The organism is Sphingopyxis sp. (assembly GCF_016704835.1).
Taxonomy (GTDB): domain Bacteria; phylum Pseudomonadota; class Alphaproteobacteria; order Sphingomonadales; family Sphingomonadaceae; genus Sphingopyxis.
In genome coordinates this window covers 96,730-119,569 of record NZ_JADIZJ010000002.1, presented here as the reverse complement: position 1 = coordinate 119,569, position 22,840 = coordinate 96,730, and the positions used below count along the sequence as shown (strand labels likewise).

32 protein-coding genes and 1 pseudogene are annotated in these 22,840 nt (G+C 62.8%); 23 read left to right on the top strand and 10 right to left on the bottom strand.

Translation table 11 applies throughout. The features are described 5' to 3' along the window. Positions 1–38: 38 nt before the first annotated feature. Complete coding sequence (locus tag IPF76_RS08340; RefSeq protein WP_293842343.1) at positions 39–428, top strand: response regulator; 390 nt, start codon at positions 39–41, stop codon at positions 426–428. Then, positions 395–799, top strand: a complete 405-nt coding sequence (locus IPF76_RS08335; protein WP_293842340.1) for a response regulator — start codon at positions 395–397, stop codon at positions 797–799. Before IPF76_RS08340 ends, IPF76_RS08335 begins: the two co-directional genes overlap by 34 nt. Positions 800–956: 157 nt before the next feature. Here IPF76_RS08335 and IPF76_RS08330 read toward each other — a convergent pair whose 3' ends face one another. Continuing rightward, positions 957–1,841: an NAD(P)H-hydrate dehydratase gene (locus IPF76_RS08330; protein ID WP_293842337.1), complete on the bottom strand. Its 885-nt coding sequence runs from the start codon at positions 1,839–1,841 to the stop codon at positions 957–959. After that, positions 1,834–2,595, bottom strand: a complete 762-nt coding sequence (locus IPF76_RS08325; protein ID WP_293842334.1) for a histidine phosphatase family protein — start codon at positions 2,593–2,595, stop codon at positions 1,834–1,836. Before IPF76_RS08325 ends, IPF76_RS08330 begins: the two co-directional genes overlap by 8 nt. A gap of 313 nt (positions 2,596–2,908) precedes the next feature. Between IPF76_RS08325 and IPF76_RS08320 the strand changes: the two genes are divergently transcribed. Continuing rightward, complete coding sequence (locus IPF76_RS08320) at positions 2,909–3,571, top strand: dienelactone hydrolase family protein (protein ID WP_293842331.1); 663 nt, start codon at positions 2,909–2,911, stop codon at positions 3,569–3,571. Between the two features lie 146 nt (positions 3,572–3,717). Further along, positions 3,718–4,080: a hypothetical protein gene (locus IPF76_RS08315; protein ID WP_293842328.1), complete on the top strand. Its 363-nt coding sequence runs from the start codon at positions 3,718–3,720 to the stop codon at positions 4,078–4,080. Between the two features lie 287 nt (positions 4,081–4,367). Here IPF76_RS08315 and IPF76_RS08310 read toward each other — a convergent pair whose 3' ends face one another. From IPF76_RS08310 to IPF76_RS08300, 3 genes are all read right to left on the bottom strand, one after another. Then, positions 4,368–4,652, bottom strand: a complete 285-nt coding sequence (locus IPF76_RS08310) for a DUF1153 domain-containing protein (RefSeq protein ID WP_293842325.1) — start codon at positions 4,650–4,652, stop codon at positions 4,368–4,370. A 376-nt stretch (positions 4,653–5,028) separates the two neighbouring features. Continuing rightward, on the bottom strand, positions 5,029–5,379 hold the full coding sequence (locus tag IPF76_RS08305) for a response regulator (protein WP_293842322.1): 351 nt from the start codon (positions 5,377–5,379) through the stop codon (positions 5,029–5,031). A gap of 75 nt (positions 5,380–5,454) precedes the next feature. Further along, a complete protein-coding gene (locus IPF76_RS08300; RefSeq protein WP_293842319.1) occupies positions 5,455–5,934 on the bottom strand; it encodes a GFA family protein in 480 nt (159 codons plus the stop codon). A 750-nt stretch (positions 5,935–6,684) separates the two neighbouring features. On the opposite strand from IPF76_RS08300, the gene IPF76_RS08295 reads away from it, so the two are divergent. The 3 genes from IPF76_RS08295 to IPF76_RS08285 all read left to right on the top strand — a co-directional run bounded on the left by IPF76_RS08295 (position 6,685) and on the right by IPF76_RS08285 (position 7,683). Continuing rightward, a complete protein-coding gene (locus IPF76_RS08295; RefSeq protein ID WP_293842316.1) occupies positions 6,685–6,942 on the top strand; it encodes a hypothetical protein in 258 nt (85 codons plus the stop codon). Positions 6,943–7,030: 88 nt separating this feature from the next. Then, positions 7,031–7,294 (top strand): DksA/TraR family C4-type zinc finger protein, encoded by a 264-nt coding sequence (locus IPF76_RS08290; protein ID WP_293842313.1) that lies wholly within the window; start codon positions 7,031–7,033, stop codon positions 7,292–7,294. A 185-nt stretch (positions 7,295–7,479) separates the two neighbouring features. Continuing rightward, positions 7,480–7,683, top strand: coding sequence for a hypothetical protein (locus tag IPF76_RS08285; RefSeq protein WP_293842311.1), 204 nt, complete (start codon positions 7,480–7,482; stop codon positions 7,681–7,683). A gap of 24 nt (positions 7,684–7,707) precedes the next feature. On the opposite strand, the gene IPF76_RS08280 is transcribed toward IPF76_RS08285, so the two are convergent. Beyond that, entirely contained in the window at positions 7,708–8,037 is a 330-nt protein-coding gene (locus IPF76_RS08280; RefSeq protein WP_293842308.1) for a hypothetical protein, read from the bottom strand. Between the two features lie 122 nt (positions 8,038–8,159). On the opposite strand from IPF76_RS08280, the gene IPF76_RS08275 reads away from it, so the two are divergent. From IPF76_RS08275 to IPF76_RS08225, 11 genes are all read left to right on the top strand, one after another. Then, positions 8,160–8,681 carry a lipocalin family protein gene (locus IPF76_RS08275; protein ID WP_293842305.1) on the top strand — a complete coding sequence of 174 codons (522 nt, stop codon included), beginning with the start codon at positions 8,160–8,162 and terminating at the stop codon, positions 8,679–8,681. Positions 8,682–9,307: 626 nt separating this feature from the next. Further along, positions 9,308–9,478 (top strand): DUF1328 family protein, encoded by a 171-nt coding sequence (locus IPF76_RS08270; protein WP_293842303.1) that lies wholly within the window; start codon positions 9,308–9,310, stop codon positions 9,476–9,478. A gap of 30 nt (positions 9,479–9,508) precedes the next feature. Next, positions 9,509–9,913 (top strand): PRC-barrel domain containing protein, encoded by a 405-nt coding sequence (locus IPF76_RS08265; RefSeq protein ID WP_293842300.1) that lies wholly within the window; start codon positions 9,509–9,511, stop codon positions 9,911–9,913. Positions 9,914–9,961: 48 nt separating this feature from the next. Continuing rightward, positions 9,962–10,339 (top strand): lysozyme inhibitor LprI family protein, encoded by a 378-nt coding sequence (locus IPF76_RS08260; protein ID WP_293842297.1) that lies wholly within the window; start codon positions 9,962–9,964, stop codon positions 10,337–10,339. 12 nt (positions 10,340–10,351) lie between these two features. After that, positions 10,352–10,717, top strand: a complete 366-nt coding sequence (locus IPF76_RS08255; RefSeq protein ID WP_293842294.1) for a hypothetical protein — start codon at positions 10,352–10,354, stop codon at positions 10,715–10,717. Positions 10,718–10,785: 68 nt separating this feature from the next. Further along, positions 10,786–12,447, top strand: coding sequence for an FAD/NAD(P)-binding protein (locus IPF76_RS08250; RefSeq protein WP_293842291.1), 1,662 nt, complete (start codon positions 10,786–10,788; stop codon positions 12,445–12,447). Further along, complete coding sequence (locus tag IPF76_RS08245) at positions 12,444–12,962, top strand: DUF1543 domain-containing protein (protein ID WP_293842288.1); 519 nt, start codon at positions 12,444–12,446, stop codon at positions 12,960–12,962. Before IPF76_RS08250 ends, IPF76_RS08245 begins: the two co-directional genes overlap by 4 nt. Before the next feature lie 243 nt (positions 12,963–13,205). Beyond that, positions 13,206–13,367 (top strand): hypothetical protein, encoded by a 162-nt coding sequence (locus IPF76_RS08240; RefSeq protein WP_293842285.1) that lies wholly within the window; start codon positions 13,206–13,208, stop codon positions 13,365–13,367. Between the two features lie 428 nt (positions 13,368–13,795). Further along, complete coding sequence (locus IPF76_RS08235) at positions 13,796–15,298, top strand: sensor histidine kinase (protein ID WP_293842282.1); 1,503 nt, start codon at positions 13,796–13,798, stop codon at positions 15,296–15,298. Next, positions 15,291–15,737 carry a response regulator gene (locus IPF76_RS08230; protein WP_293842279.1) on the top strand — a complete coding sequence of 149 codons (447 nt, stop codon included), beginning with the start codon at positions 15,291–15,293 and terminating at the stop codon, positions 15,735–15,737. The genes IPF76_RS08235 and IPF76_RS08230 overlap by 8 nt, the downstream gene beginning before the upstream one ends. Before the next feature lie 2 nt (positions 15,738–15,739). After that, on the top strand, positions 15,740–16,810 hold the full coding sequence (locus IPF76_RS08225) for a response regulator (protein WP_293842276.1): 1,071 nt from the start codon (positions 15,740–15,742) through the stop codon (positions 16,808–16,810). Here IPF76_RS08225 and IPF76_RS20740 read toward each other — a convergent pair. Further along, positions 16,776–17,021, bottom strand: a complete 246-nt coding sequence (locus IPF76_RS20740; RefSeq protein ID WP_366499414.1) for a hypothetical protein — start codon at positions 17,019–17,021, stop codon at positions 16,776–16,778. The two genes, IPF76_RS08225 and IPF76_RS20740, sit on opposite strands and share 35 nt — an antisense overlap. Positions 17,022–17,029: 8 nt before the next feature. Here IPF76_RS20740 and IPF76_RS08220 point away from each other — a divergent pair, with 8 nt between their 5' ends. The 4 genes and pseudogenes from IPF76_RS08220 to IPF76_RS08205 all read left to right on the top strand — a co-directional run. After that, positions 17,030–17,233: a DUF2798 domain-containing protein gene (locus IPF76_RS08220; protein WP_293842273.1), complete on the top strand. Its 204-nt coding sequence runs from the start codon at positions 17,030–17,032 to the stop codon at positions 17,231–17,233. 244 nt (positions 17,234–17,477) lie between these two features. Then, positions 17,478–18,137, top strand: a complete 660-nt coding sequence (locus IPF76_RS08215; RefSeq protein WP_293842270.1) for a cytochrome b/b6 domain-containing protein — start codon at positions 17,478–17,480, stop codon at positions 18,135–18,137. A gap of 9 nt (positions 18,138–18,146) precedes the next feature. Further along, positions 18,147–18,671: a helix-turn-helix transcriptional regulator gene (locus IPF76_RS08210; RefSeq protein ID WP_293842267.1), complete on the top strand. Its 525-nt coding sequence runs from the start codon at positions 18,147–18,149 to the stop codon at positions 18,669–18,671. A 97-nt stretch (positions 18,672–18,768) separates the two neighbouring features. Continuing rightward, a pseudogene (locus IPF76_RS08205) lies at positions 18,769–19,356 on the top strand (VIT1/CCC1 transporter family protein); the annotation flags it as partial. A gap of 195 nt (positions 19,357–19,551) precedes the next feature. Here the strand turns inward: IPF76_RS08205 and IPF76_RS08200 are convergent. From IPF76_RS08200 to IPF76_RS08190, 3 genes are all read right to left on the bottom strand, one after another. Further along, positions 19,552–19,923: a hypothetical protein gene (locus tag IPF76_RS08200; RefSeq protein WP_293842265.1), complete on the bottom strand. Its 372-nt coding sequence runs from the start codon at positions 19,921–19,923 to the stop codon at positions 19,552–19,554. Positions 19,924–20,013: 90 nt separating this feature from the next. Next, positions 20,014–20,307 carry a DUF1971 domain-containing protein gene (locus tag IPF76_RS08195; protein WP_293842262.1) on the bottom strand — a complete coding sequence of 98 codons (294 nt, stop codon included), beginning with the start codon at positions 20,305–20,307 and terminating at the stop codon, positions 20,014–20,016. Between the two features lie 57 nt (positions 20,308–20,364). Continuing rightward, positions 20,365–21,099: an alternative oxidase gene (locus IPF76_RS08190; RefSeq protein ID WP_293842259.1), complete on the bottom strand. Its 735-nt coding sequence runs from the start codon at positions 21,097–21,099 to the stop codon at positions 20,365–20,367. Between the two features lie 1,009 nt (positions 21,100–22,108). On the opposite strand from IPF76_RS08190, the gene IPF76_RS08180 reads away from it, so the two are divergent. Beyond that, a complete protein-coding gene (locus IPF76_RS08180) occupies positions 22,109–22,822 on the top strand; it encodes an EAL domain-containing protein (protein ID WP_293842256.1) in 714 nt (237 codons plus the stop codon). Positions 22,823–22,840 lie beyond the last annotated feature (18 nt).

Below are 22,840 nucleotides of genomic sequence, written 5' to 3'. Positions count from 1 at the left end.
CGGATTCGCTGGTTTCGCAGAGTGGATGAGGACCGAAGGTGGGCGCACAAACGATACTGGTGGTGGAGGATGAATTTCTCATCCGTTTCATGCTGGCCGACTCGCTTCGCGAACTGGGATATCAGGTGCTGGAAGCGGTGGATGGCGACGAAGGGTTCGCCATCCTCCTGACGGGACAGGCCGTCGATCTGATCGTCACCGATGTTCGGATGCCTGGCACCATCGACGGGATGGATCTGACGCGCCGCTCCAAATCGCTGGCGCCCGCTCGGCCAGTCATCGTGTGTTCGGCGGACCTGCTCAGATCCGAATCTCATCCGGCCGACGAATTTCTCACCAAGCCCTATAGTTTCGAAGCGCTCGCCGGCTTGATCGCCCGGCTGATAGGAGATCCATGGCAGACGGTACCCCAGATCCACAGTGCCTGATTGTCGCCGACGCCGACGTCCTCGTCCGCAACGCGCTCGCCGAATATCTGCGGCATTGCGGCTACAAGGTCTTTGAAGCGGCGACGTCGGACGAGGTCGTCATCGCGCTCGAGGAGGGCACGCTGCAGATCGACGCGCTGCTCGCCGACGCCGACCTCGCGGGACGCTATAATGTTTTCGAGCTGCGGATCTGGGTCAAGGACCATCATCCCGGTGTCGAGGTGGTGCTGGCCGGCAACGTCGACGCGGCGGCAAAGGCCGCCGGCCAGCTATGCGACGAGGGGCCGCATCTCAAGCGGCCCTATGACCCGGAAAGCGTGGCGGCGCACATCAAGCGGCTGCTGGCAGCGACCAGGGGCCAAAAGCGCTAACAGGCCTTTCTGTCGCTATCGCCGGTCAGGAGTAGCTGCTGCGCTTTCGGAAGCGTGATGCGCGTCTTCACGTTCGCGCGCCGAACGGCGCGGTTCTGTGCCGGCTGGCCTTGGCGATCACGGAGCCACGGCAATGACTGAGAGCCTTTGCCTCGGCTTATCGAACCCCGCGCATCAGTCCCGGCGCAAGCGGCGCGAGTTCGCGCGCCAGATATCCGATCGGCCCCATCGTTTCCGACAAACGGCGCCCGGCCTCGCCATGAAGCCAAATACCCCAGGCGGCGGCTTGCAGCGGACCGAGGCCCTGCCCGCCTAGTCCGGCGATCAGGCCCGCCAGGACGTCGCCCGACCCGCTGACGGCAAGGCCCAGCCCGCCTCCGGCGTAAGCGAGACATGTGTCGCCGGCCATGAGATGACTGGTGGCCCCCTTGACCATGACCGCCGCGCCGTAGCGTCCGGCCGCTTCGCGCAGCGCCGTGAGCGGATCGCGCGCCACCGCGTCCCTGTCTGCCCCGAGCAGGGCTGCAAGTTCGCCCGCGTGCGGGGTCAATATGGTTCGGCTCCCACGGGCGGAAATCGTATTGGCATGTGCCGCCGCGGCGCGGAGCGCGGCGGCATCGAGGAGTAGGAACAGATCGTCCGGCAGCGCGGCCAGGAGCGCGGCAAGCAGCGCGGCGACGATGTCGTCGTCGATCATTGCCGGACCGAAAACAATCGCATCATGAAGCGCCAGTTCGGCGATCAATAGGTCAGCGCTCTCGGGCGCGATCTCGCCGCTTTCGGTCTCGGGCAGCGCCACCACCGCGCACGCAGGAAAGGCGATCCCCATCGGGATCGCAGCTGAGGCAATGGTGGCGATCGTCACCTTTCCGGCGCCCGCACGGAAGGCCGCTTCGGCGGTCAGCAACATGCCGCCGGGAACGCGGCGGCACCCGCCGATCACCAGCACGCGCCCTCGACCATTTTTGTCGATATTGTCGTGATGGTCGGGCAGCGGGTTGGCCTTGAGCCAGGCGGTGTCGAGCGCGACTGGGTCAGCCACGAGCGGCGACCATCGCATCGGGTTCCCGGGTTACCGGCACTTCGTCCTTCATCGGCGCGGTCACATTATAGTGTGCCAGCACCAGATTGCCGTCGCGGCCGACATCGGGGTCGAAGCGATATTCGGTAATCGCGCAGTTTGCCACATCGCCCTCCTTATCAATGGCCAGGATCTCGGCCTCACCGAGATTTTCGATGATCGTCCGCAGGCACAGCACGACAACCTGGTGCGCGACGATCATCACCCGGCGTCCGCCATAATGCAGCGAAACCGTGTCGAGCAGCGAACGGAGCCGCAGGATGACATCGCACCAGCTCTCGCCGCCGGGCGGGCGGTGATAGAATTTGCCGAGCAGACTGCGAAACTCCGCCTGTTCAGGATGCACACCCTCGATGCCGAACCGGGTCAGCCCGTCGAGGATGCCGAACTCCTTTTCGCGCAGCCGCTCGTCGATACAGATTTTCTCATCGGGCGCGCATCCTCCGGACTTGCGGAAAATCTCGGCCGTTTGAACCGCGCGGACGTAGGGCGAGGCGAGCATGATCTCGGGTCGGCCATGCTCTTCGCCCGCCGCGAACCATTCGCCGAGCGCGCGCGACTGCTCCATTCCGAGCTTCGACAGCGGCACATCGACATCGCGGTGGTCGAGCTCGATCCGCGCTGCGCGGGCCGCGTGCGCGGCATCGCGCGCGACATTGCCAGCGCTCTGACCGTGACGGACGACCCAGAGGGTAGCGGGCCAGCGGGGGGTCATGAAAACAGGCCTTGCATGACGGATCAACGCCGAAGGCCGCGGCGGGTTGCCAGGGACACGCGACACCAATGACGTTGGTCGATGGGCGATCTGCATAAGAGTGCTACCGGGCTTGATGTTCGGACCTGGCTACCGATATGGCTTGCTCGAATATTTTTCGAGCGGAGCGCTTCGCGGTCCGAACCGCCGGTCTCGCTCGAATAGGCCTTGGCCACACAGACCGATGAAACACGTGAAGCTGCAGAATCGACCGCCATTTCGCCGCTCGCCGCCGGGCAAGCAGGTCGCCTCCATGAATTGAAAGAGCCCATCCTTGTCCAAGATCGTCAATGGCGCCAGCCTGAAGCCGCGCTCGGGAGCAGCGCCCCGCAAGATCGTGCTGCTCCTCCACGGCTTCGGTTCCAGCGGGACCGACATGATATCGCTCGCGCCGCAATGGCAGGATGCGCTTCCAGACACCCTGTTCCTCGCGCCGCATGCGCCGCAGCGCTGCGGAATGATGGGCGCAGGATATCAGTGGTGGGGGCTGTCGGGATTTTCACCGTCGGCGCTCGCGGCGGGCGCGGCTGCAGCGGCGCCGGCGATCGACGCCTTCATCGACCGCAAGCTCGCGCAATATGGACTGACCGAGGCGGATCTCGCGCTGGTTGGCTTCAGCCAGGGGACGATGATGGCGCTTCATGTCGCGCTGCGCCGACCGCAAACGGTCGCGGCGGTCGTGGGCTATTCGGGAATGCTCACCGGGGCCGCCGAGCTGGCGCACCGTGACTTTTCCAAACCGCCGGTGCTGCTGGTCCATGGTACGGCCGATCCGGTGGTCCCGATCGCGGCGCTGCATATGGCGGAGAGCGAGCTCAAACGGCTGGGCGTCGCCGTCACGACCCATATTGCCTTTGGGGTCGCCCATAGCGTCGACCCGGTCGGCCTGCGGCTGGGCCGCGATTTCGTGGCGGACGCGTTCAAGCTTGCTTCCTGATCGCGCGACGTCCAGATCGCTCCCCGCTTCGCCCGCTCGCGGCAAAGTCCCTGCCCGCCACGAGCCCTTCACATCCTCGGCTCTAGGCTGAGGCTTGCCCGATGCGGCAGCTCTTTGAGCGGAGCTGAAATCACTTGGAGAGCCTTATGGTAAACAATCCGGACAAAGCATGGAATGGGGAGCAGGTCCGCAATTGGCTGGAGCGCCGCTTCGAGGCTTCGAAGCTGGATCAGGCGGCCGCCGACCGGCGCGGCTATGACGCGCAGGATGACTATGACAAGGCGGCGGCCGAGGAATGGGTCTGCCGAGCGCTTAAACGCGCGGACTCCATAAATGAGCAGGCAGCATTCGCGGCGCATATCAAGAGCTTGGCCGCGCAGGAGGATTATCCCGCGACGGGCATCTACGACGATGCGCGCTTCCACCGAAATGTTCGCGGTCACCTCCGGAAACTGGCAAAGATGACAAAGGCCAATGAAGGGTTCGAGAAAACCTTGCGCTATCAGTAAGCACGGCCGCGCGTAAGTCCGCAAACCCATTGCCGGGGGATCCCGCTCGACACCCTGACCCGAGCGATCGACACGATCAGCGTCATCGAGCGCTGCCACCACCACCACATCCTCTGATCGCCGAGAGCGTCGCCGAAAGCGTCGGCGAGCCGCGGAAACTCGGCAAAAGGCGCTTCCTCAATATCGCCATGCGCGACGGAAAAGGCACGGCGCGATCGGGCGATCAGGCTCGCTCGGTCTTGCTCGGCGCTGTTGATGAAGGTTGGAAACGCGGCAACGGCCGAAACTCAGTCACTGAAGGGTTTTCGATACTGCTGGAGCCGGGTGACTCGCAGCCCCGCTATTCCGGCGCGGTCAACCGATCGCCGCCACGCCGCAAGTTCCTCCAGACTGAGCCGGTATCGGCCACAGGCCTCTTCGACCGTGAGTAATCCGCCATCGATGGCCGCCAGAAGCTCGGCCTTGCGGCGACTGACCCAATGGGTGGTGATGGACGACGGCAAGTCGTCCAGGGTGAGGGGGCCAAGCGGACCCATGACCGATTTTGGCCGACCACCATTGATTTCAAGCACAGCGAACGCTCCATTCGCGCGGCTTTCGCCGCTTTGTGCCCCCCGCTCACGACGTGCTCCCCACAGGGTTAACAAAATCTTTCCGCCGGCTGTTCCCTGCGGTGAGACGTGCCTTGCCAAGGCACGAGCGCGGCCTCGCATGGCATCTAGCACTTTTGCCGCGGCCAGCGAGCGTGCGCCTTTGCAGGGCCGACCGCCTGCAAGCTCCACTGTCGCATTTCGAGACAAGTCCGTTTTTGGCGCTGCGGTACAATTATCTGCCGCCTCGTGGATCTATCCGCGCCGGGCGACCCAGGAGAGCTCTTTCCTTTCAGGAAACCAGAGATCTTCATCTGACGCCCGCCCGATCCCGATCTGGCGGGCGTCTTTTTTGCGGTCAGGTTCCAGGCAGCTCGGACAGGGCCGCCTCAAGGCTCGCGAGCGTGAAGGGCTTCAGAAGAAAAGGCGTCCCGTCATAAGCGGCATCGCTACTCACACCCGAACCCGTTGTCATGATAAACGGAATGTTCGCGGCCTTCAGCGCCGCGGCAACGCGCTCACTGGTCTCACCGCCGGCAAGATGTAGGTCAACGATCGCGGCGTCGAAGCTGAGCTCCGCAATGGCTGCGAGCGCACTCGCGACATCCTCGGCGCAGCCGACGGTCTGCCGCTCGATCGCGTCGAGATAATTCTCGAGCATCATCGCAACGAGCGGGTCGTCTTCAACTATGAAGATATATCTGTGCATGGGTTCATTTCAGTGTCGCGACGGCAAGCGGCCATGCCCGCAGTCTTAGAACGAATGGAACAACCGAGATTTTCCTCAGCCAACTTCCGTCTGACCTTCCTTGAGCCCGCGCGTATCAGGCCGCAGCGCTTTGTAGCGAGGCAGGAATGCCATCATCGGCATCCAGCTGGGCGCTTCCGCGGCATAGATGTGAAAGCTCGGTGCGACCTCCTCTGGATCATCGAGGGTTCCCGCCGCAATGTCGATTTCGTCCGGCTGGTGGCGAACATGGATCGTCAGCGGGGATCCGCACTGCCGGCAATAGGTGCGGGTGCCGAAGTCCGTCGAGGCAAAGCTGCCGACATCGTCCTCGCCTTGGACCACGCGGTACTGAATAAGGTGCACCGTCGTGAACACCATCCCGCCCGAACCCGATACACGCTGGCAAACGCGGCAATGGCACCAGCCGGTGTCATAGGGCGCCGCTTCCAGGCGATAGCGCACCGCGCCGCATGCGCAGCCCCCTTCCAGGGGCGCATCATCATTGCGCGTCGGCTCACCCTGTCGTTCGGCCATCCGCTCTTGTCCTCTCTCCGCGCTTCGAAACTGCGTCCGGCCGAGGCCTTTCTTGCAGCCATCGCGACCTCAGAAATTCCTCATGCGGCCCATTGTTCCCTCGACCTTGCCGGCCAGCGCTTGCAGCGCACCAAGAGCGTTTCAGACCGGTGCCGCACCACACGGTCGGCGGCAAAGCCCTGGCAAGCCATTGCGTTGTGGGCGCGATGGGCTTGTTCGAAGCCTCCCTCGCACAAACACGGCTGGAATTAACTCATACCCGCCGGCCCAGCGCAGAAATTCAAAGCGGCGCCCTGGTCCCGCCTTCATGCGGCTTGACGCGCGAGCAAGCTCTCGCCTTCCTCGCCGCCACCGCCGTGATATCACGGCCCGTCTTTCCCCCCCTTCTCGGTTTCTTTCACCCTCCCGCAAACTGTGGGGGTGGTCTTTGGTGGGCGGGGTTTTTGGGGGGGGGCTTGGTCGTCACCGGACTCCAGTGTTTGCTCCCCGTCGCGCTGCGGCTTATCGCGATGGACTAACCGCTGGTCGTCCAGACCGGAACCGGTTTGCCATCATCCTTGCGCGAGGCGGGTGTCGATGTCCTCATCTTCTGCAAACCGGTCGCGGCAGAAAAAGTGCTGGCGCATTTGTCGGCCGAGATGAAAAGACGCGCGCGGGTTTTAGGGGTGCGTCGCGTGGAGGTCTCCCGTCGGCCATCGCTTTGCCGACGCGCCATTGCCGTGGGACCATGATTTCTTATAGATGTGTGCAATGTCGGAAGAACATGCTCATGGCCAGCGCGATGGCCTGCGGCTGGCACTTGCAGTGCTCGCCGCCGAAGAAGCCAAATGGTCGGCGCTGCTCGGCGAAAGCCGGTCCTGGCGAACCAACCAGATCCGCGAAGTGCGGCACAAGACATTACAAGTCGCGCAAAAGCGCGTGCAGACCGTGCTCAATCGTCTGACCGCGAAGGGCAGCGGCGCAATGGACGCTGAACTCGCCGCCGCGCTCGAAAAGGCCGGGCTATAAAAGCTTCCAGGCTCAAGCGATTAAGGGCGCGAGCTGCGCATCCGGGAGCTTATACCCAGCATGGGCGTTATCCTGTCGGAGACAGGATATGGCCAACGGCTGGGCCCGCGATGGCGCGGTGCAGGATCAGATCGACGATACCGTTTCGGACGCGGTAAAAAGCGCGCGTGCGCGCCAGCCGGCAGGCGACGGCGCCGACTATTGCGACGATTGCGGTGAAGACATTCCGAAGGGCCGGCGCAAGGCGCTTCCGGGAATTCGCACCTGCGTAGCTTGCCAGTCCAAACGCGACGGCGCGCTACGGCCTCCCGGATTCAATCGCCGCGGTAGCAAGGACAGCCAGCTGCGCTGATACAGGCTACGCGGGACTCGGGGTCGAGCTGCGCAAAGCCGCGTCGCGCAGGCCGCCCGCCCTCCTTCACCGGCAAGCGTCAACCAATCAGCTCTCGCGCCCACTTTGGCCGGGGATGCAACCATTTTTCCGTCGCGGCATTTTCGGATCATTCGCTGAGTCTGACCCACAGAAGGGAGGAGAAAGTGCGGACGATTGAAATCTGGCCGGACGCGATCGAGGGCGGCGACACCGAGCGTGATGGTCAAACTTTTGCAACGATGCGGTTCATCGATCATGAGGCGGAGACGGCGGTTGTCGTGTTCCTCCAGGCAGAGACCGAGCGCGGAATGATCGCCGATCTTTACGGCTGGGCCCAAAGCCGGGGGATGACCGGCCAGTCGAACTGACGCGGCCGCCTATCGCCGAGCGACCTATTGCGTGACCGCATCGGCGCGCTGGTCGGCCGCCTTGCGCACCGCCTCCGCCTGCTGCTCCAGGCGCTCGGCCTCAATGTCGGCCGCCGAGCGAATGCTGTCGCGCTCCTTCTCGATCGCTTCGGCCTGAGCCTCGCGCGCATCCTCTGCCGCCTCCGCCGCTCGGTCGCGCGCGGCGCCAATACGTTCATTCGGGCCGTCACCGTCATAGGTCTGGCCGGCGGCCTCGGCGGCAGCCTTGTCCTTGTCGGCGCCCGCTTGCGCCGCGGGTCCCTGGCAAGCGCCAAGGGTCAATCCGGTGGCAATGATCAGCGTAAAAAATTTCAAGTCGCTCTCCCCTCGCGCGGCCGAACGCCGAGCAATCGGCACACGCGTGCGCGATCGTCGCGCGTCCGACGGGAAAGGAACGAGTCAGGCCCTGCGAAGTTTCCCCAAGCATGGAAAACAATATGCAAGGTTCAGAAACGGATGTCGTCGCGGTGCCGAGCATTGATCTTCAGCGCTATCTCGGCAACTGGTTCGAAATTTGCCGGTTGCCGCTCGAATGGGAAGATGCCGACGCGAGCGACATCAGCGCGACCTATAGCGAGACCGCCGACGGACGTATCAGGGTCGAGAACCGCTGCCTCGACAAGGATGGCAAGCCCGATCGCTCGATCGGCATCGCGGTGCCGCAGGACGCAAGCCATGCGAAGTTGAAGGTCAGCTTTCTCCCCGAATATCTTCGCTGGATTCCTTTCACGCAGGGCGATTATTGGATCCTTGGCGTCGCACCCGATTATTCGGTGGCGCTCGTCGGCACGCCCGACCACGAACATCTCTGGCTGATCGCCCGCACCGCCGCGCTACCCACGGAGACGGTCGAAAACTACCTCGCGCTGGCAAAGTCGCAGGGCTTCAACCTCGACCGGCTGATTACGCCCCGGCAGTCGGGGCAGATGATCCCCGACAGCGCATTCGAGGCGAGCTAACCCCCCGGCTCCAAACCCAGGTTGAATCGCCGCACCAGCAATGGACTCGTCGTTGCGGCAATGCACGGCCGTCAACCCGGATAAGGCACGTCTTTCAAGAGGCGTGGCCGATGCGCAGCGCGGGCGGCGGCCATCCTGGCGGTTTCGGCGCGAAGCGGTCGCCCCGGCAAAAGCTACCGCGGGTTAGCGCGCTGTGGCCGTAGTCAAGCCGGCATCGCGCTACGCGGACGCCGTGTTGCCACTTCGCGGCTGGAGGCCATCCGGCCATTGCGCGATGCTGCAAACGGCCCACCAGGGAAAGGGCGAAGATATCGTGCTTCAGAGCGTTTCCGCCGCCCCGGGCTCGCTGTCCCGGGCAGATGCGAGCGCGTACGGCCGCACCGACCGGAAAGGCGGGGAGGCGGAGAAGGAGAAAAGCTGCATCGCGTATGGCCCGAGCGATAGGCGTCCCCCCGATGGCCGATCAACGCGCCATTAGCGCCGCCGTTGCCGGGATTTCGGCAGGAACTTTCGTTCTAAACCGGCGTTGACCGTTTATCCGGACAGGATGAATTGGCGGCCTTGGCCGCCAGATTCGGGCGCATTTTTCGTTGCGACAGCGCGCGTCCATAAAAGGGAGAAAATACATGTTCAAATGGGCAATTATCTTTGCGGTGGTCGCGCTGGTGGCGGCGCTGCTCGGCTTCGGCGGCATCGCCGGGCTATCGGCCGATTTTGCCAAGATCCTCCTCGTTGTGGCGGTGGTCCTTCTCGTACTGGGCTTCGTCTTTGGACGCGGCGGACGCAAGCTTCCCTGAGTGGGGCCTGGCTCAAAAAAGGATCAAAACATGCGCGCGCTCTTCCTTCTTGGCTGCTCGGCGGCGCTGCTTTCGGCCTGTTCAGACAATGATGACGCCGCCGAGGATAAGCTTGAAAAGGCGGCTGAAACCAGCGCAACCGTTGCCGGCCCCGTCCCGGCCGCGCTCGGGCTTAGCGAAGCACAATTGCTCGATGCGGATCTGGTGGGCGCCGACGGCAAGGAACTGGGCGATGTCGCGCAGGTCGTGCGCGGCGCCGATGACAAGGTCGATCGCCTGCTCGTCGAAATCGAGGATAGCAATCCCGACCGTTATGTTCATGTCCCGATCCTCGGTCTCAAGACAATGGTGAAAGGCGATGACACCGATCTGGTGACCACGATGACAAAGTCCGAGATCGCGGCGCTTCCCGAAGTCAAACTGCCGGCGCCGTAAAACGGGATCACGCCCCAGGCACAATGGACCGGTTCGATCGGAGCCCCTATGCTGAAACAAGCCTCTGCGCTGGCGTTGGCGTTCGCAGCCACGCCCACCGGCGAGCAGACGCAGGCGCAAGTGATACGCACCGCCGATCAGCGCTACAAATCTGCAGACGCCGCGATAGCGCGCGAATGGACTGCGGCCAACAGCTTCATGAAAAAGCGCGACAGTGCGGATCGCTCGCGCGGCGGCGGCTTCGGTTACGCGGCCGCGCTTCTCGCAAGCCAGCGCGCGTGGTTCGGATATCGCGACGCCCAGTGCGTGATTGCGGGCGGTGAATATGCCGGCGGCTCGATGAAGGTGATGGCGCGCTTTGGCTGCCTCGCGGATTTCAGCCGCGAACGCGGCAAGCAGCTCGCCGCGCTGCGCTGGCGCGGCTGAAACCGCGCCGCGATGCCAATCTCCGATACGGACAGGTCTAGTTATCCCGTCACGCCCGACGGGCGCTATTTCGTCGTCCGCGGACGGCTGTGGCGGCGTTCCGATCCGCGCCTCGGGGATGCCGAACGCAGCCATCTGGTCGACCGGTTAATGACAGCACGCCGCGCGATCGCCGCTGCCAAGGGATCGGGCGATACGCTGGCCGAACGCGCGGCGCGCGCCGAAGTCGACCGGACAAAGCGTGCTCTTGGCGAACGGGGGCCGGTCTGGTGGGACGACGGAACGCCCGACTTCAATCGGCACATGGCGCGCGGCACGCCTTACGCGGATTGGTTCGCTGCTTTAGGCAATCAGCCTTCGGATCGGCAATCGCCATGAAATGGGAAAGTTGATCCATGTTGCTGCGATTGCGCGCACCCTTTCGGCGTCCGGCGCATTGCAGTCGCATGACATCGCAGATCGCTTTTGTCGGGGCCGGTCCGACCACCATCTACACCCTCCATGCCTTATTGAACAGGAAGCCGCGGCCCTTCGCGCTGACGATTTTCGAAACGCAACCCACGGCGGGCCGTGGAACGCCGTATCGCCCCGGCTGGAACGACCCCGCGATGCTTTCGAATATCGCGAGTATCGAGATACCGCCGCTTGAAGAAACGCTTATCGAGTGGCTGAATTCGCAAGCGCCAGGCCGCCTCGTGGATCTGGGAATCGACCCCGCCGAGATCGGTGAACGGACCTTCTATCCACGGCTCGCCCTTGGCGAATATTTCTACGACCAGTTCCAGGCGCTGCTCGAACGCGCGCGCGGTCAAGGCATCGCGGTCGATGTACGCACGCGCTGCCGCGTCGTCGATGCCGTGAGCGAGCCCGATGCCATGTGCCTTACCGTCCGCGCCCGCAGCGGCGAGACGAGCGAAGCCCGCTTCGATCATGTCGTGCTCGCGACCGGGCATCAATGGCCGGAGGACCCGCAGGTTCGTGCCGGCTATTTCCTCAGCCCCTGGCCGGCGACGGCGCTGACTGCGATTCCGCCTGCCCGGGTCGGCATCAGGGGCACGTCGCTGAGCGCGATCGATGCGGCGGTCGCGCTGGCGGTGGCGAACGGGGACTTTATCGACGACGACGACGGCATCCTCACCTATGTGCCCGCTCGCGGCACCGGCGAATTTCATATGACGATGATGTCGCGCAAGGGCCTCCTTCCCGAAGCGGATTTCTTCGCGCCGCTGCCATATGAGCCGCTCGCGATCTGTACGCCTGAAGCCATGGACGCGCTCATCGCCGCCGATGGCCTGCTCCTCGATCCTGCCTTCGCTCTGTTCAAACAGGAACTGATGGTGGCGGATCCGGACTATGCGCAAGACATCGGGATCGCCAAAGCCGAGCTCGAAGATTTTTGCGAACGCTATTTCGCGGCCCGCGCCGACACCGACCCATTCGACTGGGCGGAGGCCAACCTTGCCGAGGCGGCGCGCAACTATGCGGCCGAATATACGGTGCCGTGGCGCTACGCGATCCTGCGGATGCACGAAGTGCTCGCGCTCATCGTGCCGCATCTCGATGCGGAGGAATATCGGCGCTTCGCAAAGCATTTCAAACCCGTGTTCGTCGACGATTATGCGACGGTGCCGCATGAATCGATCAAGCGGATGCTCGCACTGCACCGCGCCGGCAAACTCGACGTGATCGCAATCGGAGACGCCTACCAGATCGACAGCCATCGCCCCGAAGGCGGTGCCAGTGTCTCGGCAAACGGCGAACGCCATGATTTTCCCGTCTTCATCGAAGCAACCGGACAGCGGCCGCTCCATGCCAAAGCCTTCCCCTTCCCGTCGCTGCTCGACCAAGGCATCGTCCGCGACGCGCAGCCTGCTGCGCCTTCGGCGGAATCGCGCGGCATCGCGATCGACGACCGGTTTCACCCGATCTCGGATGATATTCCCGCGGACCAGCTCTTCTGCCTCAGCCTCCCCTTCCTGCTCGGCCGCCATCCTTTCATCCAGGGGATCACAAGTTCGCATGAGATGGGGCTTGTCGTCGCAGAGCAGCTTGCTGCTGCCATCGAACGCGGCAGTGGGGAGGCGGACCAACCGGCGGTCGCGGCATGAAGCTGTTCGCTATCTATGTCGGCGGCGAACTCGAAGGCGCCAATATCGAGCTGCACGACATGCGCTTCGTCGCCGCGCCCTCGCTCACCGAGACCTATGACGCGTTGCGCCGCCAGTGGTGGGGTGTCCCCAAGAGCCTTCATATCGACTGCTGGGCGGTGATCGACCATGCCGATGGCTATGATGTGGCCTTGAAGCCCGAGCCCTTCCTCGGGCCCGAGCGCCTTTATTATGTCAACCTCGGCGGCTATGCGCCGGGCGAATTTCTCGAGAAACACATGAATGTCTTCGTTGTCGCTGACAGTGTCCCCAAGGCCAAGGCCCGCGCGCTGGCGAGCGTGAGAGGCTGGCGCGAGGCGCACCGCGACGACATGTTCGAGGCCGAGCAGGCCTTCGCGATCGGCGCCGCGGGAAGCGAGCACGCGCTCCATATTCATCTCACGCCGGGCGCGCTTGTGAAGGAGCTTGAATTCACCTGCGACTATATGCCGATCCGTGCGCGGTCTCCGCGCTGAATTCACGCGTCCGTCGTGCGATTGCAAAAGCTTTTGTTCCCCGTCCAGAAGCCCGCGTCGGCGCGGCTCAGGGACGCGGCAAGGGATTAAAAGCTCGCGCGGATGGCGGCCAGTGCCAAAGGCGGAGCCCGTAGCGAACAATCGATATGACGCAGGTTAACTTGGGAGCGAAAGCCGGAACATCCACTCCGTGGGCTCGTCTCTTAGCTGCCCATTCCGGGCAAGCAGTGAGAGGAAGTCAGCATGGCACAGGACAAGAAAAGCGCGTCCAGCGGCGCCAAGCAGCAGGGCAGCGGCTCCGACAAGAGCGGCCAGCAGCAGCAAAAGGGCGGCAGCGGCAGCCAGGCGGGGGGAGGCAAGTCGTCTGACAAATCAGCGGACAAGAAGGACGGCGGCAAGAGCTGATCCGCTTGCCTCGCAAAGCCGGGCTGCGACCGCGTCGCGGCCCGGCACGCGTCCCGGCGATCGATGAAGACCGATCATAAGCGATTGCACCACACCTTCCGATCTTTCCGCCGAACAACGGATCGGCCCAGCAGCCCCGCGTCTATCTTGGAATGGACGTGCATTCGCGGCGTGTCCGAACCCGAGCTGCTTGTCGCTGTCCTCTTCGCCAGCCCATCCTATGTCGCGGCCCGCGACTGGCTTCGAAGCGCCGGCGTTCGTGTTCGCTGCCCTCATCAGCATCGATTGGTGCCGCTGAATTTTACCCTCGCGAGACTGGCAAAATGCAGGGCGTGCAGTCATAATGTGCAGCTGAACTTGCGGAGCGAACGCCCATCCGTAAGAGTGAATGCTGCGGGCTTTTGTCCCACTCTGGGGAACAGGAACATATGGCGACGAAAATGGTCGGCCCGCTTGGCCGCGACACGCGGGCGAACCGTATCATTCTGACGCTCCTCGGCACTGGGTTCATTGCTTTGCTCGCGGCCGCAGCCGCGGTGTTCTGGGTTCAGCGCGACAATGAAGCCAGTTCTGCCCTCGTCTCGCATACGCTCGCGGTCGAAGCCCGGCTAGGCGCCTTCGCCAGTGCGAACGAGCGGCTCGAAACGGCGCGCCGCGGTCTGCTGCTCACCGGCGAACCCGCTTTTCAGACGATCATGGACGAAGCCGAGACCAGCGCCCGGCGACATCTCACGATACTCGCCGGTCTGACCCGCGACAATCCACGGCAGCAGCAGCGCGTGGCGCGCATGCAGGCGCTGCTCGGCGCCTATCATGGCTATCACGAACGCTCCATCGGCCTGACCGACGAGGCGCGGCGCGCCATGCTGGCAGGCTTCATGAACGATACCGGAGTCGGCTATGTCCGACAGACAAGGCGGATCGTCGATACGATGATGGCCGAGGAATTCCAGCTGCTGCGCGAACGCGAAGCCCGCCAGAAACAGACCCAGTTCCTGTTCACCGCAATGCTTGCAGCGACCGGTCTGCTTATCCTCGTCGTGGCTGCCGCCACCCTCCTTCTCATCCGCCGCAATCTCGCGGCGCTTCGCGCGTCACAGGAGGAACTGGCCAATCTCAACCTCGGCCTCGAACAGCTCGTCGACGCGCGCACCGCCGAACTCCAGCGCGCCAACAGTGAGATCCAGCGTTTCGCCTATATCGTCTCGCACGACCTGCGCTCGCCGCTGGTCAATGTCATGGGGTTCACCGCCGAGCTCGAGGCGGCGCGCAAGGCAATCGCGGGCTATGCCGAAAGAAGCGATCGCGACGGCTGGGCCCCGCCCGACAAGGACACACGCCTTGCCATCGAAGAGGATCTGCCCGAGGCCATCGGCTTCATCCGCAGTTCGACCCAGAAGATGGACCGGCTGATCAATGCGATCCTGCAACTTTCGCGGCAGGGACGGCGGACCCTCGCGCCCGAGACGCTCGACCTCACCGCGATCGCGCACGGTATCAGCGACAGCCTCCATCACCGGATCGAGGAGACCGGCACGATCCTTACGATCGAACCGCTGCCCGGCGTCGTCAACGACCGCGTCGCGGTCGAGCAGATCCTCTCGAACCTGGTCGAGAATGCGCTCAAATATTTGAGACCCGGCGTGCCCGGCATCATCGCCATTACGGGGCGCAAGGATTATGGCCGGGTCGTGGTCGAAGTCGCGGACAATGGCCGCGGCATCGATCCGCGCGACCATGAGCGGATTTTCGACCTGTTCCGCCGCTCGGGCACTCAGGATCAGCCGGGCGAAGGCATCGGGCTTGCGCATGCCCGGGCGCTCGCTTATCGCCTCGGCGGATTCATTGAAGTGAAATCGGCGCTCGGCGAAGGATCGGCTTTTCGCCTGATCTTGCCGAGCGAATGGCGAGGTGAAAATAACGATGAGTGATCATCAGGCAGTCAATATCGTGATGATCGAAGATGACGAAGGTCATGCCCGGCTCATCGAGAAGAATATCCGCCGCGCGGGCATCTCGAACAGCATCCACCATTTCACCGATGGCGGCAGCGCGCTTTCGTTCCTTTACGACGCCGAGGACGGCCCGGTGCGCAACGGCCCGGCGCTGATCCTGCTCGATCTTAACTTGCCCGACATGAGCGGCATCGATATTCTCGCCAAAATCAAAAGCGACGACAGCGCGCTGCGCCGGACGCCGGTCGTGGTGCTGACGACGACCGACGACAAGATCGAGATCCAGCGCTGCTATGATCTGGGCTGCAACGTCTACATCACCAAGCCGGTCAATTATGAGAGCTTCGCCGATGCGATCCGCCAGCTTGGCCTGTTCCTCTCGGTGATCCAGGTCCCGGACCCGGATCCCGTCTGAGAATGGCGCCGACGCGCATATTATATATCGACGACGACGAAGGCATCAGGCGCCTCGTCTCGCGCGCGCTCACCCGCAAGGGCTATGAGGTGAGCCTTGCTGCGACCGGCGCCGAGGGCGTCGCGATGGTCACCGCGGGGGCGTTCGACCTCTGCGCGGTCGACCATTATATGCCCGGAATGGATGGGCTCGGGACGCTCGAGGCGCTGCGCGCCCTCCCCGCCTGTCCGCCGATCGTCTATGTAACGGGCTCCGAAGAGAGCCGGATCGCGGTTGCCGCACTGAAGTCGGGCGCTGAGGATTATGTCGTCAAGTCGGTCGGCGAGGATTTCTTCGACCTCCTGGCGTCGAGCTTCGAGCAGGTGCTCGAGCGCGCGCAGCTCCGCCGCGACCGCGAGCGCGCCGAGGCGGATCTTCTGATCAGCAACGCGCGGCTCGAGGCGCTGCTCAAGGAGGTCAATCACCGCGTCGCGAACAATCTCCAGATGGTGATGTCGTTCATCGCGCTTCAGGCACGCATGCTCACCGACGCCGCTGCGCGCGACGCGCTCCAGCAGACGCAGCAGCGGATCGCGACGATCGCCCACGTCAACCGGCGCCTCTACACGAGCGACGATGTCGAATATGTGGCGATGGACGAATATCTCGAAGCGCTTGCCGCCGATCTCGCCGCGACCTGGTCGACCGAAGCGTGCGAACAGCGGGTCCGCGCAAGCGCCGCGCCGCTGAAGCTTGCGACTGACAAGGCGGTGGCGCTTGGCATGATCGTCAACGAGTGGGTCAGCAACGCCTGCAAATATGCTTATGAAGGTGGCCCCGGCGAAGTCCGCATCCGTCTCGCAACGACGGATGCGAGCGTCCAGCTGACGGTCGAAGACGATGGTGCCGGCTGGCCCCAAGGCGCCGCCGCGCGTGGTACGGGGCTCGGCACAAAGCTTATTGCCGCGCTCGCGCGGCCGCACCGCGCCGAGATCCGCTATGAGCAGACGCATCCCGAGAGCGCCCGTCCCGGCACGCGCGCGATCGCGATCCTACCGCTCAAACCTGCCGATACAGGCGCGAAGACCGCCTGAGAGCTCCGCCTGTCGTGCTGATCATCGGCATGGTGTTTACGATGATCTTTCTGCCGTTCGCCGGTCGAAGGATTGCGGCCTTCAAGCGCGGGCGTTGCCCTACCTCGTATTTTCCAAATCCATCGTCCGAAAATTCGTCCCCGATGGCCGCCGCATCGGTAATCGCGGCAACAACAGTGGCGACAGTCTTCTTGGAGTCGGCCGTGCTCAGACCAAGCGATGCTGCAACGCTATCCGTTAGTTAGGCGGGGTTCGTTTTGTCTCCATAGCATCTCTTCCTCATCGCTATTAACCTCGGCTTTTTCTGGTAGTTTTGTCGCAACATGGTTGCGGTCATGGGCGACCGCCTATCTCATCGTCATTCCGATCATTCTCTCGGTTAGTCCTCGTCTGCAGCCGCAGGTGGACAGGATCATAAGCTGATCTGGCGGACCGTGCGCTTGCAATTTCGTATCGAAAACAGCCAGTTAGTCAGCCGAAACTGGGCCGGTGGGAGACGGTCGGCTTCTGGGATCATTAGGCGGCTAACCGACGAATCTGCGTCGATAAATTTCGTGCAACGAGGCGCCGACATAAGCAAATGCTTACATTTGCGATAATAAGCGGTTCGCCAATGGCGGGGGTCTCTCATGATGGTCAGATGCTTCGAGCAACGAAGGAAAAGATCATGACCGTCTCGCCCAGTCTCGATTCCGATGAATTTGCCAAGCAACCTGTTCGCACGCGCCGAAGGTGGGATCCTGTCGTAAAAATTACGCATTGGTCGATTGTCACGGCCATCCTCGCCAACGCGCTGGTCACCGAGGAAGGATCCGGCACGCATATCTGGGTCGGCTATGCACTGGCCGCCATCCTCGCGCTTCGGCTACTGTGGGGATCGATAGGCCCCCCTGAGGCCCGCTTCTCGGCCTTCCCCCTGAGCCCCGGCCGGGCGCTGGGCCACCTGCGCGACATAAGGGCCGGCAAAAAGGAGGTTCATCGCTCGCACAATCCGCTCGGCGCGCTGATGGTCTATGCGATCTGGAGCATGCTCGGGGTCATCATCGCCAGCGGAATAGCAATGGCGGGGCCACCCTCAACGACTTTCCTTGATCGAGCGGAGCGGTCGGACGAGGTTACCCAGAAGGTTCTCGCGGAACGGCGTGATCATGATGCCGATGAAGCGACCGAAGGCGCGGGCGGCGAGGAAAGCGAGTGGGAAGAGGTACATGAGACGGCCGTCAATCTGCTCTACGTTCTGATCGCGCTGCATATCGCCGGGGTGGTCTTCGAGACGCGCCGCAGCGGCCGGGAAATCCTGTTGGCTATGTTGCCGGGGCGCGCGTAAACCGTGGCCATGCAGCAAAGACGCAGAGCGCTGGAACGTCGGGCGGTCGCGACCACCTTTCTGGTGATCCTCCAGGCTCTGGCAACGATCTTCTTCATCGCTGACGTCGCTGGCGACATCGGCGATGATGGCTGGAGCATTCACCTGCTTGTCGAAACGGGCGCGACCGTCGCGCTTATCGCCGGCGTTGTTTTCGGCGCGCTCCAGCTGCGCTGGCTGATCCTGCGCGCCCGACTCGACGAGACGGGCGTCGCAACGGCGCGCGGCGCCATGGCGGACCTTATCCGGCAGCGGTTTCTCGATTGGCAACTGACCGGTGCCGAGGCCGATGTCGCGCTCTTCGCGCTCAAAGGTTTCGATGCTGCCGAAATTGCACGCCTCCGCGGCGCGGCATCGGGGACGATCCGGGCGCAGCTCGCGCGCATTTACGCCAAGGCCGATGTGCATTCGCAAGTCGGCCTGATGGCCCTGATGGTCGAGGATCTTGTCGACGGCGTCGCGATCAAACCGGCCGAAGCCAAACCGCTGGCATGAGAAGCCAAGGCGAAAGCCATCTTGTTCGCGCATCGGCGGGCTGCGTGCCGCCGTACATGGCGCCAACGACGGCATCGTCGCGACCGCGAGCCTGATCATGGCCGTTGCCGCATCGGGCGCGCCACGCTCCGCAATCCTTGTGGCGGGTATCGCCGCAATTTTTGGCCGGTGCAGTGTCGATGGCGGCCGGAGAATAAGTTTCGGTGAGTTCGCAGTCGGACACCGAGCAAGCGGACCTCGGACGCGAACGGCTTGAACTGGCCACAAGCCCCGACGCGAACCTTGAGGAACTTGCCGGCATTTACCGGGCACGCGGCCTCGATGCCGATATCGCGAGAACCGTCGCCACGCAGATGACCGCGTTCGTGCGCTCGGCACCCACGCCCGCGACGAGCTTCACATTAGCGATATGACCTCGGCGCGGCCGATCAATGCGGCGTTCACCTCCGCCGGCACCTTCACCCTGGGCGCCCTTCCGCCGGTTGTCGCGGCAGCCCTGCTTCCCCAGACCTTACTTGTCCCCGGCGAGGCGGTCGCGTCGCTCCTGTTTCTCGTCCTGCTCGGATGAGTTGGGGCGGCGGCGGGCGGATCCCGGCCCCGTTATCCTGTGGCGCGCGTCCTTTTCTGGGGCGCCTTGGCCATGGCGCTGACGGCAGGTATCGGGCGACTGGTCGGAACCGCGATCTCGAACTGCGCGCACCAATTTCTCGCATGCTCGCCGAACTTTCGGTCCGGCGCGATCACGTATTGGATGGCTGTCCTATCCCCGCTCAATTGAAAATCGGGCAATCACAGCGTTTTCCGGTGAGCCTCACGGCTAGTCCCCGCTTCGCCGGAACTGCTCCCAATCGGTCAATTTTGCGAAAGCCATCGCGTCGTGTCAGCGAGGAGAGCGAAGTGACATGATGTAAGCGGAGGCCATCTCAGCCTCTTCTCTGGTCAGCATGATCGACATCGCATCCGGTGTGTCGTGTCCGTCGCGAAAGAATTCGCGCAGCGTATCTTGGGTAAACCCCATATCATTAGCGACGGCCACAAAGCTGGGTGCCTGCGAATTGGGCGGCTCAACGCCCGGGCGCAATGCATGACAACCGCTACATCGCTCTTCGACAAAAGAAAGTGCGCGCGCGTCCTGAGTTTGCAGCGCAGGCGCTCGGGCAGCCGAATTTGAAGTGGTAACGTCCCGCTCGGCAGGCACGCATGCGCACAGTAGAGTCGTTGTCAATACGAAGAGCAATCGTGAAAACTGCATGGCGAGCCTTTCTGGAGGCCGGATAGCGAGACCTTGCTACGCTATTCTGGGCATTGTTGCAAAGCGGCGCCGCAATCAAACGCGGATGGCTCAGGCTCCTGTTCTGGCTATCTGCGGCTCCCGATCGTAGAATTCGACGACCATGCGGACGGGGCCAATCGTTTCGACCAAATGGGGCTGGTCCGGAATAACGATCCCCGGATGCTCGGTGTCGAGGATGGTTTCAGAAACCGGATCAAGAACCCGGTAGCGAAGCCGGCCTTCGAGCACCCGAATGACGCCCCAGACGCCGACCTTCGTACGATGCTCCCCGCGAAGCCCGGCCGGAAGCGTGGCCTCGTCAAAAATGGGGGTGCACTTGTACGGTTCCGGTGCGCCGGTCATCACAGAGCAGACCGGGCCTCGGCCGCAGCGCAACGCATTCCGCGAGCCTGAATTCCGTCACGCATCTCGAGCATGCAACCGGATATCGGTAGCGTGGTCGGGATAGGCTGCGACCCGCGATTGATCGACCGACCCGCCATTTAGCTGGTTTGCGAAACCATGGTTGACGTCGCGGTGATGCGCCTCGTCGGCGCGCACCAGCAATACGACATCGCGCAGCTTGGCATCATCCGCCATCTTCCAATAATGCTTGGCGATGGCAGGAGCGGCCACGTTCGGCGACCGGCCCTCATCGATCTCCTGGAGGTACAATGTATAGCTGGTGACGGCTTCCTCCTCGAAATAGCCGACAACGCGGTGAGCGGTACGCGGCGAGATGAGATAGAGGATCGAGAATCCCACCAAGAATATGCCTTGGACGGACAGGATCATCATGCGCTCAAACCAGGTGGGCTTGGCGATTTCGATGAAAGTCATGAGATGCATACGCTCGTTTTCGGCCTCTTCCATCAAGGTCCGGATCCAGCCCTCGTCGTCGCGCATCCGGCGCAGGCAACTCAGATGGGTAAGCATAGCGCCGACCATGCCCGGCACTGCTGCGACCGTCTCGAGAACGATCGCTCGGTGGCCGTAGCGTTTGGCGAACAACCTGTCGGCGCTGAAGCGCAAAAGCTTGGTGAAACCGAGCGCGAACCGATCGGAGAATCCGGTCGGCTTGTGATGCACCGCGGGCTGGACCTTTCGTTCGGTCGCGAGGGCGAGCTTGTCGGGGACCAGAATCGTATTCGTCATCGTGAGTCCTTTCAGGACTGCGTGGGGGTCGGCCAGGGTGGGTTCCCTGCACCGGCGGGAGGCGAAAATATAGTGCGAGCTTGAGGCTTTCGGCGATCCGCGCCGCCTTGTCTTGGAGCGCGAAGGCAGTGATTGGTGGCATCAACTCGGCAGTCACTTCGGCCCAGAGCATCAACCAGCGATCGAACATCGGCGGTGTTATTGCGGACAGATGTTTAAGGTGCGCTGCCACCGGACTGCCTTTGTAGCGACCGCTGGTGAGCATCACCGACGACCAGAAGTCGACGAGCTTTCCCAAGTGCTGCTGCCAGTCGCCGATCGCGCCGTGGAACACCGGACCAATTAGCGCGTCGTCGCGGACGCGCGCGTAAAAGCTTGGAATCAGGCGCTCGAGCTGCGCCTCGCTCACCTTGTTGCGGTTATCCAAATCTCGCTCCTTAATGCGATGGTTATATGCACGGCGATCTCGCGATCCTCCGACCCACCAAGATCGATCATGCATCAACCGGGAGCGGCGGTTTCCGCTCGACGGGACGAGCGGAGCATCGCCCGGACAGAGCCGCACGCTGACGCCCAGGGACACTGAATTTGAATCCCGTCCGGGTTTTGAGATACCCGCTCCAGCCGTGGACATTCAATTTCGTGCTTCAATGCGGCTCGGTCATTTGCCAAATTTATCCAGCCGCTTATGAACCAGAGCGCGGAACAACCCTATCCGTAGTTCCCCTTACTCGGTCCAGCGTCGCGAAGAGCAATTATGGGGCTTCGCCACGGCCTTGATCCCATCGGCAAGCATGGAGGTAGAATCGAAATGGACCTGACTTGGCCGAATGGCGGACCGGCAGGTTGTCGCCAGAAGACGAGCAAAGCTGCCCAAGATCGATGGGTCGCAGTGGAGCAACCACGAGCGGTTTCTTAAGATTTCGCTGTAATAGCAAGGGCGTGACAAAGTCCTCCAAATCTCCATGCGCTGGGCCGTGACGGTACCGAACTCGCGTTTGAGTTTTCGATGGCTTTCCAGCCGATTGTCGACGTCCTCGATGGCGTTCCGTTTGCATATGAGGCACTGGTTCGCGGACCGGCGGGAGAAAGCGCGGCGAGCGTGCTTTCGCAGGTATCGGACAGCAATCGCTATGCGTTCGACCAGCAGTGCCGCGTCAAAGCCATCGAAACCGCAGCGGCGGCGGGGCTGATTGAGATGGGCGCGCGCCTTTCCATCAACTTTTTGCCCAATGCCGTGTATTCGCCTGCGGCTTGCATCCAAGTGACGCTCAAAGCAGCAAAAAAGGTTGATTTCCCGACCAACCGCCTGATCTTCGAATTTACCGAAAATGAGGAAATGGTCGATCCTGACCATGTGGCCAACATAATCGCGACATATCAGCAAATGGGGTTCGGAACCGCGCTGGACGATTTCGGAGCGGGGCACGCGGGTTTGAACCTATTGGCCCGCTTCCAGCCGGACATCATCAAGCTCGATATGGAGCTGATCCGGGGACTGGATACAAGCATGCCGCGGCGCATGATTGTCAACGCGGTCGTCAAAATGTGTGACTCGCTAGGCGTGACGGTGATCGCCGAGGGAATTGAGACTGCCGGGGAACTCGACGCACTGCGAACGATGGGCGTGCGGTATGTCCAGGGATTTTATTTCGCCAAACCAGAATTTGAGGCGCTTCCCCCGGTTGCGCTGCACTTGAGCGAAGAACGGCGATTTGCTTAGCAAGCTTGTTGCTCAAGC

Excerpts from the sequence above, each read along its gene's own strand:
- IPF76_RS08335 (WP_293842340.1), top strand. The coding sequence starts at position 395 with ATGGCAGACGGTACCCCAGATCCACAGTGCCTGATTGTCGCCGACGCC.
- IPF76_RS08325 (WP_293842334.1), bottom strand. The coding sequence starts at position 2,595 with ATGACCCCCCGCTGGCCCGCTACCCTCTGGGTCGTCCGTCACGGTCAG.
- IPF76_RS08315 (WP_293842328.1), top strand. The coding sequence starts at position 3,718 with ATGGTAAACAATCCGGACAAAGCATGGAATGGGGAGCAGGTCCGCAAT.
- IPF76_RS08305 (WP_293842322.1), bottom strand. The coding sequence starts at position 5,379 with ATGCACAGATATATCTTCATAGTTGAAGACGACCCGCTCGTTGCGATG.
- IPF76_RS08300 (WP_293842319.1), bottom strand. The coding sequence starts at position 5,934 with ATGGCCGAACGACAGGGTGAGCCGACGCGCAATGATGATGCGCCCCTG.
- IPF76_RS08295 (WP_293842316.1), top strand. The coding sequence starts at position 6,685 with ATGTCGGAAGAACATGCTCATGGCCAGCGCGATGGCCTGCGGCTGGCA.
- IPF76_RS08290 (WP_293842313.1), top strand. The coding sequence starts at position 7,031 with ATGGCCAACGGCTGGGCCCGCGATGGCGCGGTGCAGGATCAGATCGAC.
- IPF76_RS08275 (WP_293842305.1), top strand. The coding sequence starts at position 8,160 with ATGCAAGGTTCAGAAACGGATGTCGTCGCGGTGCCGAGCATTGATCTT.
- IPF76_RS08270 (WP_293842303.1), top strand. The coding sequence starts at position 9,308 with ATGTTCAAATGGGCAATTATCTTTGCGGTGGTCGCGCTGGTGGCGGCG.
- IPF76_RS08265 (WP_293842300.1), top strand. The coding sequence starts at position 9,509 with ATGCGCGCGCTCTTCCTTCTTGGCTGCTCGGCGGCGCTGCTTTCGGCC.
- IPF76_RS08260 (WP_293842297.1), top strand. The coding sequence starts at position 9,962 with ATGCTGAAACAAGCCTCTGCGCTGGCGTTGGCGTTCGCAGCCACGCCC.
- IPF76_RS08255 (WP_293842294.1), top strand. The coding sequence starts at position 10,352 with ATGCCAATCTCCGATACGGACAGGTCTAGTTATCCCGTCACGCCCGAC.
- IPF76_RS08250 (WP_293842291.1), top strand. The coding sequence starts at position 10,786 with ATGACATCGCAGATCGCTTTTGTCGGGGCCGGTCCGACCACCATCTAC.
- IPF76_RS08245 (WP_293842288.1), top strand. The coding sequence starts at position 12,444 with ATGAAGCTGTTCGCTATCTATGTCGGCGGCGAACTCGAAGGCGCCAAT.
- IPF76_RS08240 (WP_293842285.1), top strand. The coding sequence starts at position 13,206 with ATGGCACAGGACAAGAAAAGCGCGTCCAGCGGCGCCAAGCAGCAGGGC.
- IPF76_RS08235 (WP_293842282.1), top strand. The coding sequence starts at position 13,796 with ATGGCGACGAAAATGGTCGGCCCGCTTGGCCGCGACACGCGGGCGAAC.
- IPF76_RS08230 (WP_293842279.1), top strand. The coding sequence starts at position 15,291 with ATGAGTGATCATCAGGCAGTCAATATCGTGATGATCGAAGATGACGAA.
- IPF76_RS08225 (WP_293842276.1), top strand. The coding sequence starts at position 15,740 with ATGGCGCCGACGCGCATATTATATATCGACGACGACGAAGGCATCAGG.
- IPF76_RS08220 (WP_293842273.1), top strand. The coding sequence starts at position 17,030 with ATGCTGCAACGCTATCCGTTAGTTAGGCGGGGTTCGTTTTGTCTCCAT.
- IPF76_RS08215 (WP_293842270.1), top strand. The coding sequence starts at position 17,478 with ATGACCGTCTCGCCCAGTCTCGATTCCGATGAATTTGCCAAGCAACCT.
- IPF76_RS08210 (WP_293842267.1), top strand. The coding sequence starts at position 18,147 with ATGCAGCAAAGACGCAGAGCGCTGGAACGTCGGGCGGTCGCGACCACC.
- IPF76_RS08200 (WP_293842265.1), bottom strand. The coding sequence starts at position 19,923 with ATGCAGTTTTCACGATTGCTCTTCGTATTGACAACGACTCTACTGTGC.
- IPF76_RS08195 (WP_293842262.1), bottom strand. The coding sequence starts at position 20,307 with ATGACCGGCGCACCGGAACCGTACAAGTGCACCCCCATTTTTGACGAG.
- IPF76_RS08190 (WP_293842259.1), bottom strand. The coding sequence starts at position 21,099 with ATGACGAATACGATTCTGGTCCCCGACAAGCTCGCCCTCGCGACCGAA.
- IPF76_RS08180 (WP_293842256.1), top strand. The coding sequence starts at position 22,109 with ATGGCTTTCCAGCCGATTGTCGACGTCCTCGATGGCGTTCCGTTTGCA.